This is a genomic window from Streptomyces sp. NPDC045778 (assembly GCF_056431945.1).
Map to the genome: position 1 here is coordinate 101003 of NZ_JBWKJZ010000024.1, position 13969 is coordinate 114971.

12 protein-coding genes are annotated in these 13969 nt (G+C 74.7%); 4 read left to right on the forward strand and 8 right to left on the reverse strand.

Annotated features, from left to right (window positions below; all coding sequences use genetic code 11):
• The first annotated feature begins 182 nt into the window (after positions 1-182).
• Together AC07GB_RS27590 and AC07GB_RS27595 are read left to right on the forward strand one after the other, a co-directional pair.
• Positions 183-938: a thioesterase II family protein gene (locus tag AC07GB_RS27590; RefSeq protein WP_478850080.1), complete on the forward strand. Its 756-nt coding sequence runs from the start codon at positions 183-185 to the stop codon at positions 936-938.
• Between the two features lie 117 nt (positions 939-1055).
• On the forward strand, positions 1056-2438 hold the full coding sequence (locus AC07GB_RS27595) for an amidase (RefSeq protein ID WP_478849978.1): 1383 nt from the start codon (positions 1056-1058) through the stop codon (positions 2436-2438).
• Here the strand turns inward: AC07GB_RS27595 and AC07GB_RS27600 are convergent.
• From AC07GB_RS27600 to AC07GB_RS27635, 8 genes are all read right to left on the reverse strand, one after another.
• Positions 2426-3682, reverse strand: coding sequence for a glycosyltransferase (locus AC07GB_RS27600; RefSeq protein WP_478850082.1), 1257 nt, complete (start codon positions 3680-3682; stop codon positions 2426-2428). The genes AC07GB_RS27595 and AC07GB_RS27600 overlap by 13 nt on opposite strands.
• Before the next feature lie 144 nt (positions 3683-3826).
• Positions 3827-4729 (reverse strand): glycoside hydrolase family 19 protein, encoded by a 903-nt coding sequence (locus AC07GB_RS27605; protein ID WP_478850084.1) that lies wholly within the window; start codon positions 4727-4729, stop codon positions 3827-3829.
• Positions 4730-4901: 172 nt separating this feature from the next.
• Complete coding sequence (locus AC07GB_RS27610) at positions 4902-5555, reverse strand: isochorismatase family protein (RefSeq protein ID WP_478849980.1); 654 nt, start codon at positions 5553-5555, stop codon at positions 4902-4904.
• A 65-nt stretch (positions 5556-5620) separates the two neighbouring features.
• Entirely contained in the window at positions 5621-7279 is a 1659-nt protein-coding gene (locus tag AC07GB_RS27615; protein ID WP_478849982.1) for a (2,3-dihydroxybenzoyl)adenylate synthase, read from the reverse strand.
• Complete coding sequence (gene dhbC, locus AC07GB_RS27620; protein WP_478849984.1) at positions 7276-8538, reverse strand: isochorismate synthase DhbC; 1263 nt, start codon at positions 8536-8538, stop codon at positions 7276-7278. The genes AC07GB_RS27615 and dhbC overlap by 4 nt, the downstream gene beginning before the upstream one ends.
• 93 nt (positions 8539-8631) lie before the next feature.
• A complete protein-coding gene (locus AC07GB_RS27625; protein WP_478849986.1) occupies positions 8632-9456 on the reverse strand; it encodes a 2,3-dihydro-2,3-dihydroxybenzoate dehydrogenase in 825 nt (274 codons plus the stop codon).
• A gap of 185 nt (positions 9457-9641) precedes the next feature.
• Complete coding sequence (locus AC07GB_RS27630; RefSeq protein ID WP_478849988.1) at positions 9642-10922, reverse strand: hypothetical protein; 1281 nt, start codon at positions 10920-10922, stop codon at positions 9642-9644.
• A 234-nt stretch (positions 10923-11156) separates the two neighbouring features.
• Positions 11157-12053: an NAD(P)H-binding protein gene (locus AC07GB_RS27635; RefSeq protein ID WP_478849990.1), complete on the reverse strand. Its 897-nt coding sequence runs from the start codon at positions 12051-12053 to the stop codon at positions 11157-11159.
• Positions 12054-12121: 68 nt separating this feature from the next.
• On the opposite strand from AC07GB_RS27635, the gene AC07GB_RS27640 reads away from it, so the two are divergent.
• Positions 12122-13069 (forward strand): LysR family transcriptional regulator, encoded by a 948-nt coding sequence (locus AC07GB_RS27640; RefSeq protein WP_478849992.1) that lies wholly within the window; start codon positions 12122-12124, stop codon positions 13067-13069.
• On the forward strand, positions 13066-13941 hold the full coding sequence (locus AC07GB_RS27645; RefSeq protein WP_478849994.1) for a fructosamine kinase family protein: 876 nt from the start codon (positions 13066-13068) through the stop codon (positions 13939-13941). Before AC07GB_RS27640 ends, AC07GB_RS27645 begins: the two co-directional genes overlap by 4 nt.
• Positions 13942-13969 lie beyond the last annotated feature (28 nt).

The window sequence follows — 13969 nt, forward strand, 5'->3', positions numbered from 1 at the left end:
ATCGCAGTGGCTCGAAATATACCTCAGTGCCGCCGGGCCCCCTCCGGTGTCATGTCGGGGGCTCGGGGAGCTTAAGGTAGCCCTCGCTCGCGCACCACTCGCGCGCGAGCACCACCGGCGCGACCCGGGCACCACCCGGCTGACCTGGCGCCACTGGCACGAAGCGGAGAAGAGGCACCGTGATGGCATCGACCGGCAGCGCCTGGGTCCGGCGGTTCCATCCGGGGCCACAGGCGGGCGATCGCGTCGTCTGCTTCCCGCACGCGGGCGGCTCGGCGACCTACTACTTCCCGTTCTCCGCCGCGCTCTCCCCGGTGGCCGACGTGCTCGCCGTGCAGTACCCCGGTCGCCAGGACCGCCTCCAAGAGGCGTGCATCACGGACATATCGCTCCTCGCGGACCGGCTCGCGGCCGAGCTGGCGCCCTTGGCGGACCGGCCGCTGACGTTCTTCGGGCACAGCATGGGCGCGACGGTCGCCTTCGAGGTGGCCCGGCGCCTTGAGGCACGCGGTGTCGTCCTGCACGGCCTCTTCGCCTCCGGCCGCCGGGCGCCTTCGCGGCAGCGCGAGGAGCAGGTGCACCTGCGCGACGACCGGGGCCTCGTCGAGGAGCTGCGGCGGCTGAGCGGCACCGACTCGGAGCTGCTCGCCGACGAGGCGGTCCTGACCATGGTCCTTCCCGCCATGCGCGGCGACTACCGCGCCATCGAGACCTACCGCTACCGGCCGGGGCCGCCCCTGAACTGCCCGGTCCTCGCGCTGACCGGCGACAGCGACCCGTTGGTCGACATCGCCGAGGCCAGGGCCTGGGCACAGCACACCGTGGCCCCGTTCCGGCTGCGCGTCTTCCCCGGCGGGCACTTCTTCCTCGGCGATCACACCGAGTCGGTCGTACGGGAGATCACCGATCACCTGGGCGCCACGGCGCCGGGCCGCTGACCCCTTCCTCGTACGCGGGAGCAACGGACAGCAGACAGCACGCAGTACGCAGTACGCAGGGCACAGATCAAGGAGCTGGGAGCGCTGGAGCTGGACGAGTACGCGTCCTTCGACGCGGTGGGGCTGCGTGAGCTGATCCGGACGCGCCAGGTGAGCGCGGCCGAGGTCGAGGCCTGCGCGCGGCGCGCCCTCGAACAGGTCGACGGCGAGCTGAACGCGCTGACGCAGCCGCTGTTCGACCCGTCCCTCGCGCACGAGCCCGGGGGCCCCTTCGGCGGGGTGCCGTTCGTCATCAAGGACAGCGGCCCCTTCGCGCAGGGCGTGCCGTTCACGATCGGCAGCCGTGCCATCAAGGGCGCGTACGCCCTGGCCGACCACGACCTGATGGCCCGGTTCCGTGCCGCGGGCCTGGTGGCGCTCGGGCAGAGCACCGCGCCGGAGTTCGGCCTGAACTTCGCCACGGAGTCGGTGCGCTACGGCGCGACGCGCAACCCCTGGAACCCCAAGCGCGGCGTGGGCGGGTCGAGCGGCGGGGCGGCCGCCCTGGTCGCGGCGGGCGCGGTGCCGTTGGCGCACGCGAACGACGCGGGCGGTTCCATCCGCGTCCCGGCCGCCTCGTGCGGCCTGGTCGGCCTGAAGCCGGGCCTGGGGCGCACGCCGTGCGGGCCGGCCACCGGTGAGAGCGCTTTCGGTCAGCTGGTGGAGTTCGCGGTCACGCGTACCGTGCGGGACACCGCCCATCTCCTGGACGCCGTCTGCGCGCCCGCCGTCGGCGACAAGTACCAGGCGCCGCCGCCCGCCCGGCCCTACGCCGAGGCGATCCGCGCCGACCCCGGGCGGCTGCGGATCGCCCTGACCACCCAGGCGTGGACGGGCGGCACCGTGGACCCGCAGGTCGCCGACGCGGCGGTCACCGCGGGCCAGGTCCTGGAGTGGATCGGGCACGTGGTGACCGAGGCCTCTCCTGACGTCGACGGCGGCGCCGTCGTCGAGGCCGCGCTGCTGACGGTCGTCACCACCGGCGGTGCCGTGCTGCGCGGTGCGCCGCGCAGGCCCGACCCCACGCGGCTGGAGGGGGTGTCGCGGCGCGTGCTCACCGAGACCGAGGACTTCACGCTGCTGGACGTGATGGCCGCGACCGAGGCGCAGAACCTGGTGACGCGCTCGATCGGCCGCTTCTTCCAGGAGTACGACCTGCTCCTGACGCCCACCCTCGGCCGGCTGCCCGCGCCGCACGGGACCCTCAACTACGACCACGAGGGGCACTCGGCACGCTCGTGGCTGCACCGCCTGTTCACGTACGGGCCGTTCACCGCCACGTTCAACGTGTCGGGAAACCCGGCGATCAGCCTGCCGCTCGGCCAGAGCCGCGAGGGCCTGCCCATCGGTGTGCAGCTGGTGGCCGGGCACGGCCGCGAGGACCTGCTGCTCCAGGTGGCCGCGCAGCTGGAGCAGGCCGTCCCGTGGCGGGACCGCACGCCTCAGGTCTACCTCGGGTGAACCCCTAGGTGCTCCCCGCTCTCGATGCGCTGGAGCAGGGCGCGTACGGGAGCGACGGCGTCCTCGGCGGCCAGCTGGTCCGCCAAGAGCCGCGCGCGCTCCCGGTGGCGGGGGGCGCTCGTCGCCCGGGTGAGGGCGTCCGCGAGGCGCGGGGCGGTCAGCCGGCGCAGGGGCAGCGGGTAGGGGGCCACGCCCAGGGCGGTGAGGCGGCTCGCCCAGAACATCTCGTCGAACTGCACGGGCACGGGCACGGCGGGGACGCCCGCGCGCAGGCCCGCGGCGGTGGTGCCCGCGCCGCAGTGGTGCACGACGGCGGCGGTGCGCGGGAAGAGCAGGCTGTGCGGGACGTCGTCGATGGTGAGCATGTCGTCGCCCGCGGCGGACAGACCGGCCCAGCCGCGCTGGATCAGGCCGCGCAGGCCCGCCGCGCGCAGGGCGCGGACGACCTGGCCGCACAGGCGGGCCGGGTCGGGGACGGTGGCGCTGCCGAGGCCGACGTAGACCGGGGCGGGGCCCGCGGCGAGGAAGTCCTCCACCTCGGCGGGCAGGTGGTTGTGCACGTCGTGCGGCCACCAGTACCCGACGACGTCCAGGCCGGGGCGCCAGTCTCCGGGCCGGGGCACGACCCGGGGGCTGAAGCCGTACAGGACCGGCCAGCCCCGCCGTTCGCGGGCGCGGCGCGCGGCCCCGACGCCGAGCGGCGGCAGCCGCAGACGGCGGCGTGCCTCGCGGGCGGCCTCGGTGAAGATCTGCTCGATGAGGGTGGTGACCGCGTGTCCGGCCAGGCGGTTGCCCACCGGGCCGAGCGAGCGCACGGTGGCGAGCGGGGGCGCGAACGCGCGCGTGGCGTGCATGGGCTGGAGGTTGACGCCGACGCTCGGCAGCCTCAGGCCCTCGGCGACGGAGCAGCCCAGCGGGGCCACCACGCCGCTCATGAGCAGGACGTCGCTGTCCTCGGCGACCTCGATGAGGCTGTCGGTGAACTGCCCGACGACGGCTCTGCCCATCGACATGGCCCGCAGCAGCTTGCCCACGCCGGTGCCGCTGCGGTGCAGGCCCTGGCCGCGCTCGGAGCGCAGCTCCGCCCGCGGGTCGACGGGCAGCGGGTGGAAGCGGACGCCGGAGCCCTGGACGAGGGGCTCGAACATGTCGTGCGTCACCAGGGTGACGTCGTGCCCGGCTCGGACGAGTCCGGCGCCGAGGCCGGTGAAGGGGGCGACGTCGCCCCGGGAGCCCGCTGTCATCATCGCAACTCGCACGGCCGCCAGTATGGGTGCACGGCGGCGCGTTCCGAGCCGGAACGCGCGGAGAACGACGCGATCGTGTCAGCGCCGCGCGCCTGGGCCGCCGCGTCCCGTCGGGCCGGGGCGCGGCGGCTCGGGGTGGTGTCAGCAGCTCAGGTTGTCGCCGGGGGTGGTGCCGAGGATCTGGACGAACTCCTTGTAGCGGTTGATACGGCTCTGCACCTGGGTGGGGTTGCCGCCGTTGCACTCCAGGGTGCCGTTGATGCTGCGGATGGTCTCGCCGAAGCCGTGGCCGTCGACGATCGCCTGGTGGCCCGTCACCTTGCCGGGGCCCTTCTGGGTGTTCCAGTACCACAGGCCGGTCTGCCAGGCCACGGACGGATCGCGCTCGACCAGCCAGGGGTTGTTCAGCAGGTCGAGGCCGAGGGCCTCGCCCGCGGCCTTGTAGTTGAAGTTCCAGCTGAGCTGGATGGGGCCGCGCCCGTAGTACGCGTCGTTGCCCGCGGGGCAGCCGTAGGGCTGGGTCTTGTCGCAGTAGTGCGGGTAGTTGGCCTGGTTCTGCTCGACGACGTGGACGAGCCCGCCGGTCTCGTGGCTGACGTTGGCGAGGAAGGCCGCGGCCTCGCGCTTGCGCACGGTGTCGCTGCCGGCCCTGGTGAACTCGGGGTAGGCCTTCAGGGCGTCGACCAGGCCCTGGTAGGTGTAGAAGGGCTTCCTGTTCGGGAACATCTTCTCGAACTGGGCCTGGCTCACGAGGAAGTCGCCCGGGTCGGGGTTCCCGCCTCCGGTGCCGCACTCCCCCTTGTCCACCCAGACTCCCCACGCTCCCGTGGTGCCGGGGGTCTCGCCCCGGGTCCACCACTTGGCCTGCCAGTTGTGCTTGCCGTGCGACACGGTGGAGCCGTTGGTGTAGACGGAGCCGGAGTCCCAGGCGGCGGCGCAGGCGGGGGCCGCGGCCGGGGCGGCGGTCGCGGCCGACGTGGGCAGCAGGGTGGCCAGGAGGGCCGCGACGCCGGTGGCGGCCGAGGTCGCGACCAACGGCCGCAGCCGGCGCGCGCGTTCACGGAGCCGGGCGGTGACGCCTCGTCTTGGCTTGCGCTCGTTCAATCTCTTCACTCCTCGATGCGGCGGCGAGCCGCGGTGGGGGGCCGAGATGGACTGGGCGCAGTCAACCCGCCTTGGTCTATACCAGTCAAGGTGTAGACCAGTGGGAATTCTCTTAACTCCCCTCGGGCAGGCCTTGGTTCGCGGCCAGGACCTCGGCGGCGGTGGTGACCACGGCGCAGCGTCCCGCGGCCCAGCGCAGGGCCATCGCGTGCTCGTCGGCGGAGAAGTCGGCCACGGCGTCGGCGACCACGAAGGCCTGGATGTCACGCATCCAGGCGTCGCACGCTGTCATCAGGACGCCGATGTGGGCGTAGACACCGGTGATGACCAGCTGGTCCCGGCCCTGGGCGCGGAGGTCGTCGGCCAGGGACGTACGGACGAAACCGCTGTACTTCCACTTGGTGAGGACCTGGTCGCCGGGGCCGGGGGCGACGGGCTCGGCGATGGCCGCCGCCCTCGGGTCGTCCGGCAGGCCCGGGCCCCAGAAGTCCTGTTGGAGGCCGCGCTCGGCGGGGGTCTGGCCGCCGGGCTGCGCGGTGTAGACCACGGGAACGCCGAGGGCGGCCGCGCGTTCCTTCAAGGCCCGTACGTTGCGCAGCAGGTCGGGGACCGGCGCGGCATCGGTGTCGTACGCGGACAGGAAGTAGTTCTGCAAGTCGTGCACGAGGAGCACGGCGCGGGCCGGGTCGACCCTCCAGTCGACGCGGTTGGCGGGCAGGTCCGCCGCGGCGGGCATGGGATAGGGGGTGATGCGGGGCAGGGCCATGGCGTGGTGCGTTCCGTCCGGGTGGGGTGCGAATCGGTGGGTCGGGTACGAAGGGGCCGGCGCCGTCAGGGTGCGGCGGGCCGGTCGGCGGCGGCCGCTCTGAGGTCCTTCTTGGAGATCTTGCCGACGCCGGTGTGCGGGAAGGCCTCCACGAACTCGACGCGGTCGGGGACCTTGTACGCGGCGAGGCCCCGCTCGCGTACGAACCGCTTCACCGCGACGGGCTTCAGCGGCTCGGCTCCGGCGCGCAGGATCACATAGGCGCAGGTGCGCTCGCCGAGGTAGGGATCGGGTTCGCCGACGACGTTGGCGTCGTGGACGGCGGGGTGGGCCAGGAGGTGGTTCTCGATCTCCTCGGCCGCGATCTTCTCGCCGCCGCGGTTGATCTGGTCCTTGGCGCGGCCCTCGACGATCAGGTGGCCGGTGCCGGTGAGGCGGACGATGTCGCCGGTGCGGTAGAAGCCGTCCGCGGTGAAGGAGCGGGCGTTGTGCTCGGGGGCGTTCCAGTAGCCGCGGATCGTGTACGGGCCGCGGGTCAGGAGGTGGCCGGTGGAGCCGGGCGGCAGGTCGTTGTCCTCGTCGTCGACGACGCGTATCTCGTCGTCCGGGGAGATCGGTCTGCCCTGGGTGGTGACGATGACCTCTTCGGGGTCGTCGAGGCGGGTGTAGTTGACCAGGCCCTCGGCCATGCCGAAGACCTGCTGGAGGGTGCAGCCGAGGGCCGGGCGGACGCGCCGGGCCGCTTCCTCGCTGAACTTGGCGCCGCCCACGAGGAGGACGTCGAGGCTGCTCAGGTCGTGGGCGGTGGTGGCGGCGGCCTGCGTCCACAGCAGGGCGAGCGGCGGCACGAGGCCGGTGAGGGTGACGCCCTCGGCCGCGATGAGCGAGAAGGCGGTCTCGGGGTCGGGGCGCGGGCTGAGCACGACGCGGGCCCCGGCGTGGAGCGCGCCGAGCGTGCCGGGCGACGACAGCGGGAAGTTGTGGGCGGCCGGGAGCACGCACAGATAGACGCTGTGCTCGTCGACGCCGCACAGCTCGTTGGAGCCGCGCAGGGAGTAGAGGTAGTCGTCGTGGGTGCGCGGGATCAGCTTGGGCACGCCGGTGCTGCCGCCGGAGAGCTGGAGGAAGGCCAGGTCCTGCGGCGCAGGCCCGGGCACCTCCACGGGGCCGCCGGTGTCGGCGCGTACGTCGTCCAGGGCGGTGAACTCCCCCGGCTCGCCCTGGGCCACCCACACGTGCCGCAGCGTCGGCACCTCGGCGCGGACGGTGGCGGCGAGGGCGCGGTAGTCGTAGCCGCCGTGCTCGGCGGCGATGACGTAGGCGGCGGCCTCGGTGAAACGGCAGAAGTAGGCGATCTCCGTCTCGCGGTGCGCGGGCAGCGCGAACACCGGGAGGGCGCCGATCCGGAAGAGGGCGAAGATCACCTCGAAGAACTCGGCGATGTTGGGGAGCTGGACGACGACGCGGTCACCGGGCGCGATGCCGCGGGCGAGCATCCCTGCGGCGAGGCGGTCGGCGCGCGCGTCGAGGTCGCCGTACGTCCAGCGGCGGTCGGTGGCGGGGTCGACGATCGCGATCCGGTCCGGGTGGGCCGCCGCGCGCTCGCGCAGCATGCCCCCGAAGGTCTCGCCGCGCCACCAGCCCGCCGCGCGGTAGCGGGCGGCGAACTCCTCGGGCCAGGCGGGCGCCAGGGACCGGGCGGTCAGGGGCGTCCCGGCGCTCACAGCTCGGCCCCCACGGCGGCGAGGAAGGTACGGAACTTCGCGGCGGTCTCCGCGGTCTCGGCCTCCGGCTCGGACGCGGCGACGACGCCCGCGCCCGCGTACAGGCGCAGGGAGTTGCGCTCGGCCTCCGCGCAGCGGATGGTGACGACCCATTCGCCGTCGCCGGACGCGTCGCCCCAGCCCACCACGCCGGTGAAGAACCCACGGTCGAAGGGCTCGCTCTCGCGGATGACCTCGCGGGCGGTGGCGGTCGGCGTGCCGCACACGGCCGGGGTGGGGTGCAGGGCGCAGGCGAGTTCGAGCGCGGACGTCTTCGGCCTGGAGAGGGTGCCGGTGACGGTGGTCGACAGGTGCCACATGGCGGCGGTGCGGATCAGCGTCGGCGCGGCGGGGACGGCCATGTCCACGCAGTAGGGGGCGAGCGCCTGGTGGACGGCGTCGACGACGACGGCGTGCTCGTGCAGGTCCTTCGACGACCGCAGCAGGGCCGCCGCGCGGCGCACGTCCTCCGCCAGGTCGTCGCTGCGCGGGATGGATCCGGCGAGCGGGTTGGCGACCACTTGCCGGCCGCGCCGGGACACCAGGAGTTCGGGGCTGGCGCCGATGAGGGTGCGCTCGGGGGCCGTGGGCAGCGCGAAGGTGTAGCCGGCGGGGTCGCGGCGGGCCAGGCGCTGGAGCATCGCGGGGACGTCGACCGGCTCCGCGCTGTCCGGCGTGTCGAGTTCGAGGGTGCGGGCGAGGACCACCTTGCTGAACTCGCCCCGCCACATGCGGTCGACGGCCGCGGCGACGGCCTTGCCGTAGTGCTCCGGCGCGGGCACCTGGCGGATGCGCCAGTCAGCGGCGGCCGGCGCCTGGGCGGGCAGGGCGATGAGCGGGTCGGCGGCCAGGGGCGGCGCGGTGTGCAGCGCGGCGGGCACCGCGAGCGCCGCGGGGGCGTCGTGGTCGAAGGGCACCGCGCCGATGACGACCGGCGCCTCGGCGCCCGCCTCCCGGGCGGCGGCCAGGGTGTGGGCGACGCGCGCGGCCAACGGTCTTTTGTCGTGCGGCACTTCACTGTGGACGCCCTGTCCGAGCAGGGTCCGGGTGGGGGTGCCGAGGAAGCGGGCGCCCGGTGCGTAGTCGGCGAGGAGCGCGGTGGCGGCTCCCACGGCGGGGTGGCCCTGCTCGGCCTCCACCGTCGGGTGGGCCGGGGCCGCTCCCCCGGTGGGGGTGAGGGGGGCCGGGGCGTGTGGGGCGACATCGGGTGCCGTCGACACGAGGATCTCCGTTTCTCTGACGGTCCGTGGGCGTGCGGGCGTACGGACACGGGTGGGCGGGAGGTGTGCGGGGTGCGGAAGATGGGTGGCGCGTCAGCGGAGCGTGGCGCCGCCGTCGACGTACAGCTCCTGCATGGTGATGTGGCGCGCCCGGTCGGAGACGAGGAAGACCACGGCGTCCGCGATGTCCCGGGGTGCCGCGATGCGGCCGAGCGGGATGCCGGTGCGGTACGTGGCCGGGTCGCCGTCGATGACCCGTTGGAGGGCGTTCTCGTCGGTCCACAGGGCGCGTTGCATGGCGGTGTCGGTCGAGCCGGGGGCGACCACGTTGCACCGCACGCCGCTGCGGGCCAGCTCCAGGCCGAGGCACTTGGTGTACATGGCGGCCGCGGCCTTGGACGCGGCGTAGGCGGCCATGCCGGTGCGGGGCACTCCGGCGGCGTTGGAGCCGACGGTGACGACGCTGCCCCGGCCGCGCGCGGCCATGCGGGGCGTGACGGCGCGGGCGGTGTGCAGGACGCCGCTGGTGTTCACGGCGAAGGTGTCCGCCCAGTCGGCGTCGGTGAGTTCGGCGGCGGGTCCCGGGCGGAGGATCCCGGCCACGTTCACGAGGATGTCGAGCGGGCCGTGCGCGCGTTCGGTCTCCGCCACCAGCGCCTCGACGGCCGCGGCGTCGGTGACGTCCATGGCCTCGGCGGTGAGGGTGCCCGCCCCGCCCTCGCCCCACCGGGCCGGGTCGGCGGCCCAGTCGGCGGCCAGCGCCTTGACGGTGTCGGCGGTGCGGTCGGTGGCGACCACGTGGGCGCCCTCGGCGGCCAGCGCCTCGGCGACCGCCGCTCCGATGCCCTGTCCCGCCCCGGTGACCAGGGCGGTCCTGTCGGCGAGCGCGGCGCGGGCGCCGGGTATGTGGTCAGGCATGGGCGACTCCCCCCGTATCGGTTAGGTAAGCCTAACCTAATACAGCCGTAATGATCACCCAAAACCCTCACGCCGGATGAGTTTGTTTGGTTAGGCTAACCTCACTCGCGGGGGATGCGGTACGCGGGCACCTCGCAAGGTGCCCGCCGAAGGGCCCGTTCCCCAGGGGGAGTTCACGGGGGCGGTCACACGATGGCCAGCCGGGCGTACCGGCGCGTGAGCGCCTCGGGCCCCGGACCCGCGCCGCTCCCCTCGACGACCAGGGCCAGATGACCGCGGGCCTCGTGGCGGGCGAAGTCCGGGCCCGCGTCGCGGTACGCGGCACAGCAGGCGGCGAACTCCTTAGCCGTGCCGATGACAATGTCCGCCAGATACGCCTCCCTGCCCACCGCGGACAGGGGCGCGGCGCCCAGCCGGGCGACCGTCATCGTCCTCGCCTCCTCCAGGAGCGGCGAGAAGAAGTCGGCGTACTCCTTGGCGCGGTGGGCGTCCGGCACGATGACGTGGACGCCGCCGCCCCGAAGGGCCCCGCGCCCGGCCTCCCGTGAGCCGAGCGCGTACAGGTGGCTCACCAGGAACAACGCCGCCGGCTTGGCATCGCCGCACAGTTCCCGCACCGACCGCTCGTCGCCTTCGCACAGCGCCAGCGCGGCCGCGACGACGGCGTCCCGCGGCGGCCGGGACAGACTGAGCAGACCGTAGGCGAGGGCGAAGGACCTGCGGCGCACCTCCACGGAGAAGTCGTCGGCCCGGAGCCCCTGGTCGGGCCCGCCGCGGCGCACCGAGGTGAGCCGTGCCGGGCCGAGCGCCACTTGGCGTGCTCCGAGCAGCGCGAGCAACACGTCGGGCGGAAACGGCCTGCTCACGTCCAGGAGGGTCGTCACGGCGACCAGGACGCTCCCCGACTCCCGTACCGCGTCGGCGGCATCGGCGTCGATCGGGACGTCGTGCCACGCGTGGACGACCGCGCCGTCATGCCGTACGTCGACGGAGATCCGGTCGCCGTCGATCGCGGCGGACAGCGCCGGGACCACGGGCGGCCGCCGCGCCGGGACGTCGAGCGCGAGCCCCAGCGAGACGAACGGGTCGAGCGTGGCCACGCGCCAGCCGCCGCCCTCCGCCCGGCGCAGCAGGGCGCACTCGTACGACGGGTTCACCAGGAAGGTCGGCACGCCGCCCGGGGGCAGGAGCGCGCAGCCCGCCCGCCACGACACGAGCGGCTGCCCGGTGGCCGCGCCGGGCGGGCGCTCCTGCCAGGCCGGGCGGCGGCAGCGCGGATGGTGCAGCGAGGCGGCGGCGAAGGCGTCCTCCGCCGCCACCTCAAGGGCGCACGCCGTCCATCGCCCGAGCGAGCGGCCGCAGCTCTGGCAGTCGACCGGCCACAGGCCCGCCTTGAGATCGGTGAGGACACCGGGGCCGAGCCGGCCCTTCGTCACCGCGTCGGTCCGTAACCGGGAAACCGCCATCGCCCCGCCCCACCCTGTGTGTCGATGTGCCGATGTAGTCGGCCTGCGCGCACGCGGGCGGCGGGGCCGCGTGGCGTACGCCTGCCCCCCCTTCGGCAGGCGTCCGCCGTCGAGCCCGGTGCCGCGTTCCGTGTACGCCGTCGCAGTGTCCTGCGCGGGGTTCGGGAGGGGTCCCGCGCGCGGCGGGGCGCGCGGGTCCGGCGGCGCGCTCCGCCGGTGGACGCGCGCCCGCGCTCAGGCGTCCAGCGCCGGGCGCAGCACCAGGGCGCACCACTCACGGAAGGTCGTCGGGCTCGCGGCCAGGGGGGTGCGGGGCACGCCGTCGTCGAGGCCCTCCTCCTTGGCGCGCTTCATGTCGATCAGGCCCCGGACGAAGGCCTCGCCGACGCCGTGGCCCGTGAGTTCGGCGGCGAGGCCGTCGAAGGTGCGGCGTTCGTAGCGGACCGGACGGCCGAGGGTCTCGGACATGACACGGGCCATGTCGTCCGGCGAGAGGTCCTCGGGGCCGAGGACCGGCACCTCCGCCGTGCCCGTCCAGGACCGGTCGAGGAGCAGCCGGGCGGCGACCGCCGCGATGTCCCGCGTGGTGGCCCACGGAGCCTTGCGGTCGGCGGCGGCGGTGTCCCTGAACACCCCCTCGTCGCGGAGGGAGTCCACCTCCCCCAGGAGGTTCTCCATGAACGACGGGCAGGCGAGCGCCCGGTAGGCCACCCCCGTGCTCGCGATGAGGTCGTCCATGGCCAGCGACGCCGAGACCAGTCCCGCCCGACCGGCCACGGGAGTGCCGCCGCCGAGCCCGGAGACGCCGACCACGTGCCGTACGCCGTGGTCCGTGAACGCCCGCGCCGCCGCCCGCGTGAACCCGCTGTACGCGGACTCCAGGCTCGGCGCCCGCGTGTCCGGCGGGACGACCCACAGCACGGCGTCCGCACCGGCGAAGGCCCGGTCGACGACTTCCGGGTCGCGGTGCGAGCCGGGCACGACGTCGACGCGTGCGCGCAGCGCGTCGGAGAGCCTTGCGGGGTCCCGCAGGACGACGCGGAGTTCCTCGCCGTGCGCGGGAGCCTCGTCGAGCAGGGTGTGCAGGACCTGGTTGCCGATGTTCCCCGTAGGGGTGGTGATGACGATCATGTCTTGAGTCTCGGCGCGGCCGAACACGCCGTCCAATACCTTCCGTTGACGATTGATACGCTCAGGGCATGGATCTTGACTTGCGCAAGCTCCGCTACTTCGTCGCCGTGGCGGACCACCGGCACTTCGGCCGGGCGGCGGAGCGGCTCTACATCGCGCAGCCCGTCCTCAGCCGGCAGATCCGGGCCTTCGAGCAGGAGCTGGGCTGCGCGCTCTTCGTCCGTACGACGCGCAGCGTGGAGCTGACCGCCGCGGGCCGGCGGCTCCACGAGGAGGCCCGCGGGCTCACGGCGGCCGTCGACGCCGCGCTGCGGCGGGTGCGGGACGCCGACCGTGGTGTCCAGCGGCTCGTCATCGCCTTCTCGCCGGGCCTGCACGTGTCGGAGGCGGTCGTCGCGTTCGCGGCGCGCCGCCCGGAGTTCGCGGTCGACCTCGTGCCGTCGCGCTGGTGGGAGGGCGACGCCCCGCTGCGGGACGGCCGGGCCCAGGTCGGCTATCTGCGGCGGCCGTTCGACACGGAGGGGCTGCGCACCATCCCCGTGGGGCACGATCCGAGGGTCGCCTGCGTGCCCGTCACCCATCCTCTCGCCCACCGCCGGGAGGTGCTGGTGGAGGACCTGGAGGGGGAGCAGGTCCTCGACGCGCGGCGGCGGCGGACGTCGTCGGTCGAGGAGAAGTTCGAGCTGATCGCCGCCGGGCACGGCATCGCCCTCGTACCACTGAGCGTCGCGCGGTCCTACCCCCGCCCCGACCTCGTCCACGTCCCCGTCACCGACGCGCCGCCTTTCGAGACGTGCGTCGCCGTGCCGGAGGGCGGGTGCGAGGGGCCGGTGGCCGACTTCGTGGAGGTCGCCACGACGGTCCTGCGCCGGCGCGCGACGGCGTCCGGACTTCAGCCGGTGTCCGGCCCTGAGCCGACGCCCGGCCCCGAGCCGACGCCCAGCCCCGAGCCGACGCCCGACTCTCCGCCGATGCCCGGCCCTCCGCCGACGCGTGAGCACCCTGGAGCCGCATGACCGCCCGCCCCGCTCCCGGCCACGGCCCCGGTGCCGTGGCGTCCCGGCTCACCGGGCTCGCGGCGACCGCCGAGCGGCCGCTGTCCGCAACCCTCACCGAAGTCACCCTCGGCGGCGGGCGGGTGGTCGTGGCCAAGCGCGCCGACGCCCCCGGCGCGGTGTCGGCCGAGGCGGCGGGCCTGCGCTGGCTCGCCGCCACCGGGACGGTCCGCGTCCCCACCGTGCACGGCCACGAGGGGCGTTGGCTGGTGATCGACCGCGTACCGCCCGGCCGGGCGAGCGCCGCGGCGGCGAAGCGGTTCGGCCAGGACCTGGCCGCCCTGCACGCCACCGGCGCGCCCGCGTTCGGCGCCCCGCCGCCGGGCGGACCCGAGGACGCGTACATCGGGCTCGCCCCCATGGGCAACGTTCCCGGCGACGACTGGCCGAGCTGGTACGCGGCGCACCGGGTGCTGCCGTATCTGCGCCGCGCCGTCGACGACGGCACGGTGCGGGCCGCCGAGGCGACGGTGTTCGAGCGCGTCTGCGAGCGGCTCCCGGAGCTTGCCGGGCCCGCCGAGCCGCCCGCACGCCTGCACGGGGACCTGTGGCACGGCAACGTCCTGTGGAGCGCCGACGGGCACGCCTGGCTGATCGACCCGGCGGCCCACGGCGGCCACCGCGAGACCGACCTCGCGATGCTGCACCTGTTCGGCTGTCCGCACCTGGAGCGGATCCTCGTCGGCTACCAGCGGGAGGCCCCGCTCGCCGACGGCTGGCGGGACCGCCTCGGGCTGCACCAGCTCTTCCCGCTCCTCGTGCACACCGTGCTCTTCGGCCGCGGCTACGCCGGCCAGGCCCTGACCGCGGCCCGAACGGCCCTGGCACGCTGACGCGGCCCTCCGTGGTCAGTTGTCGGCC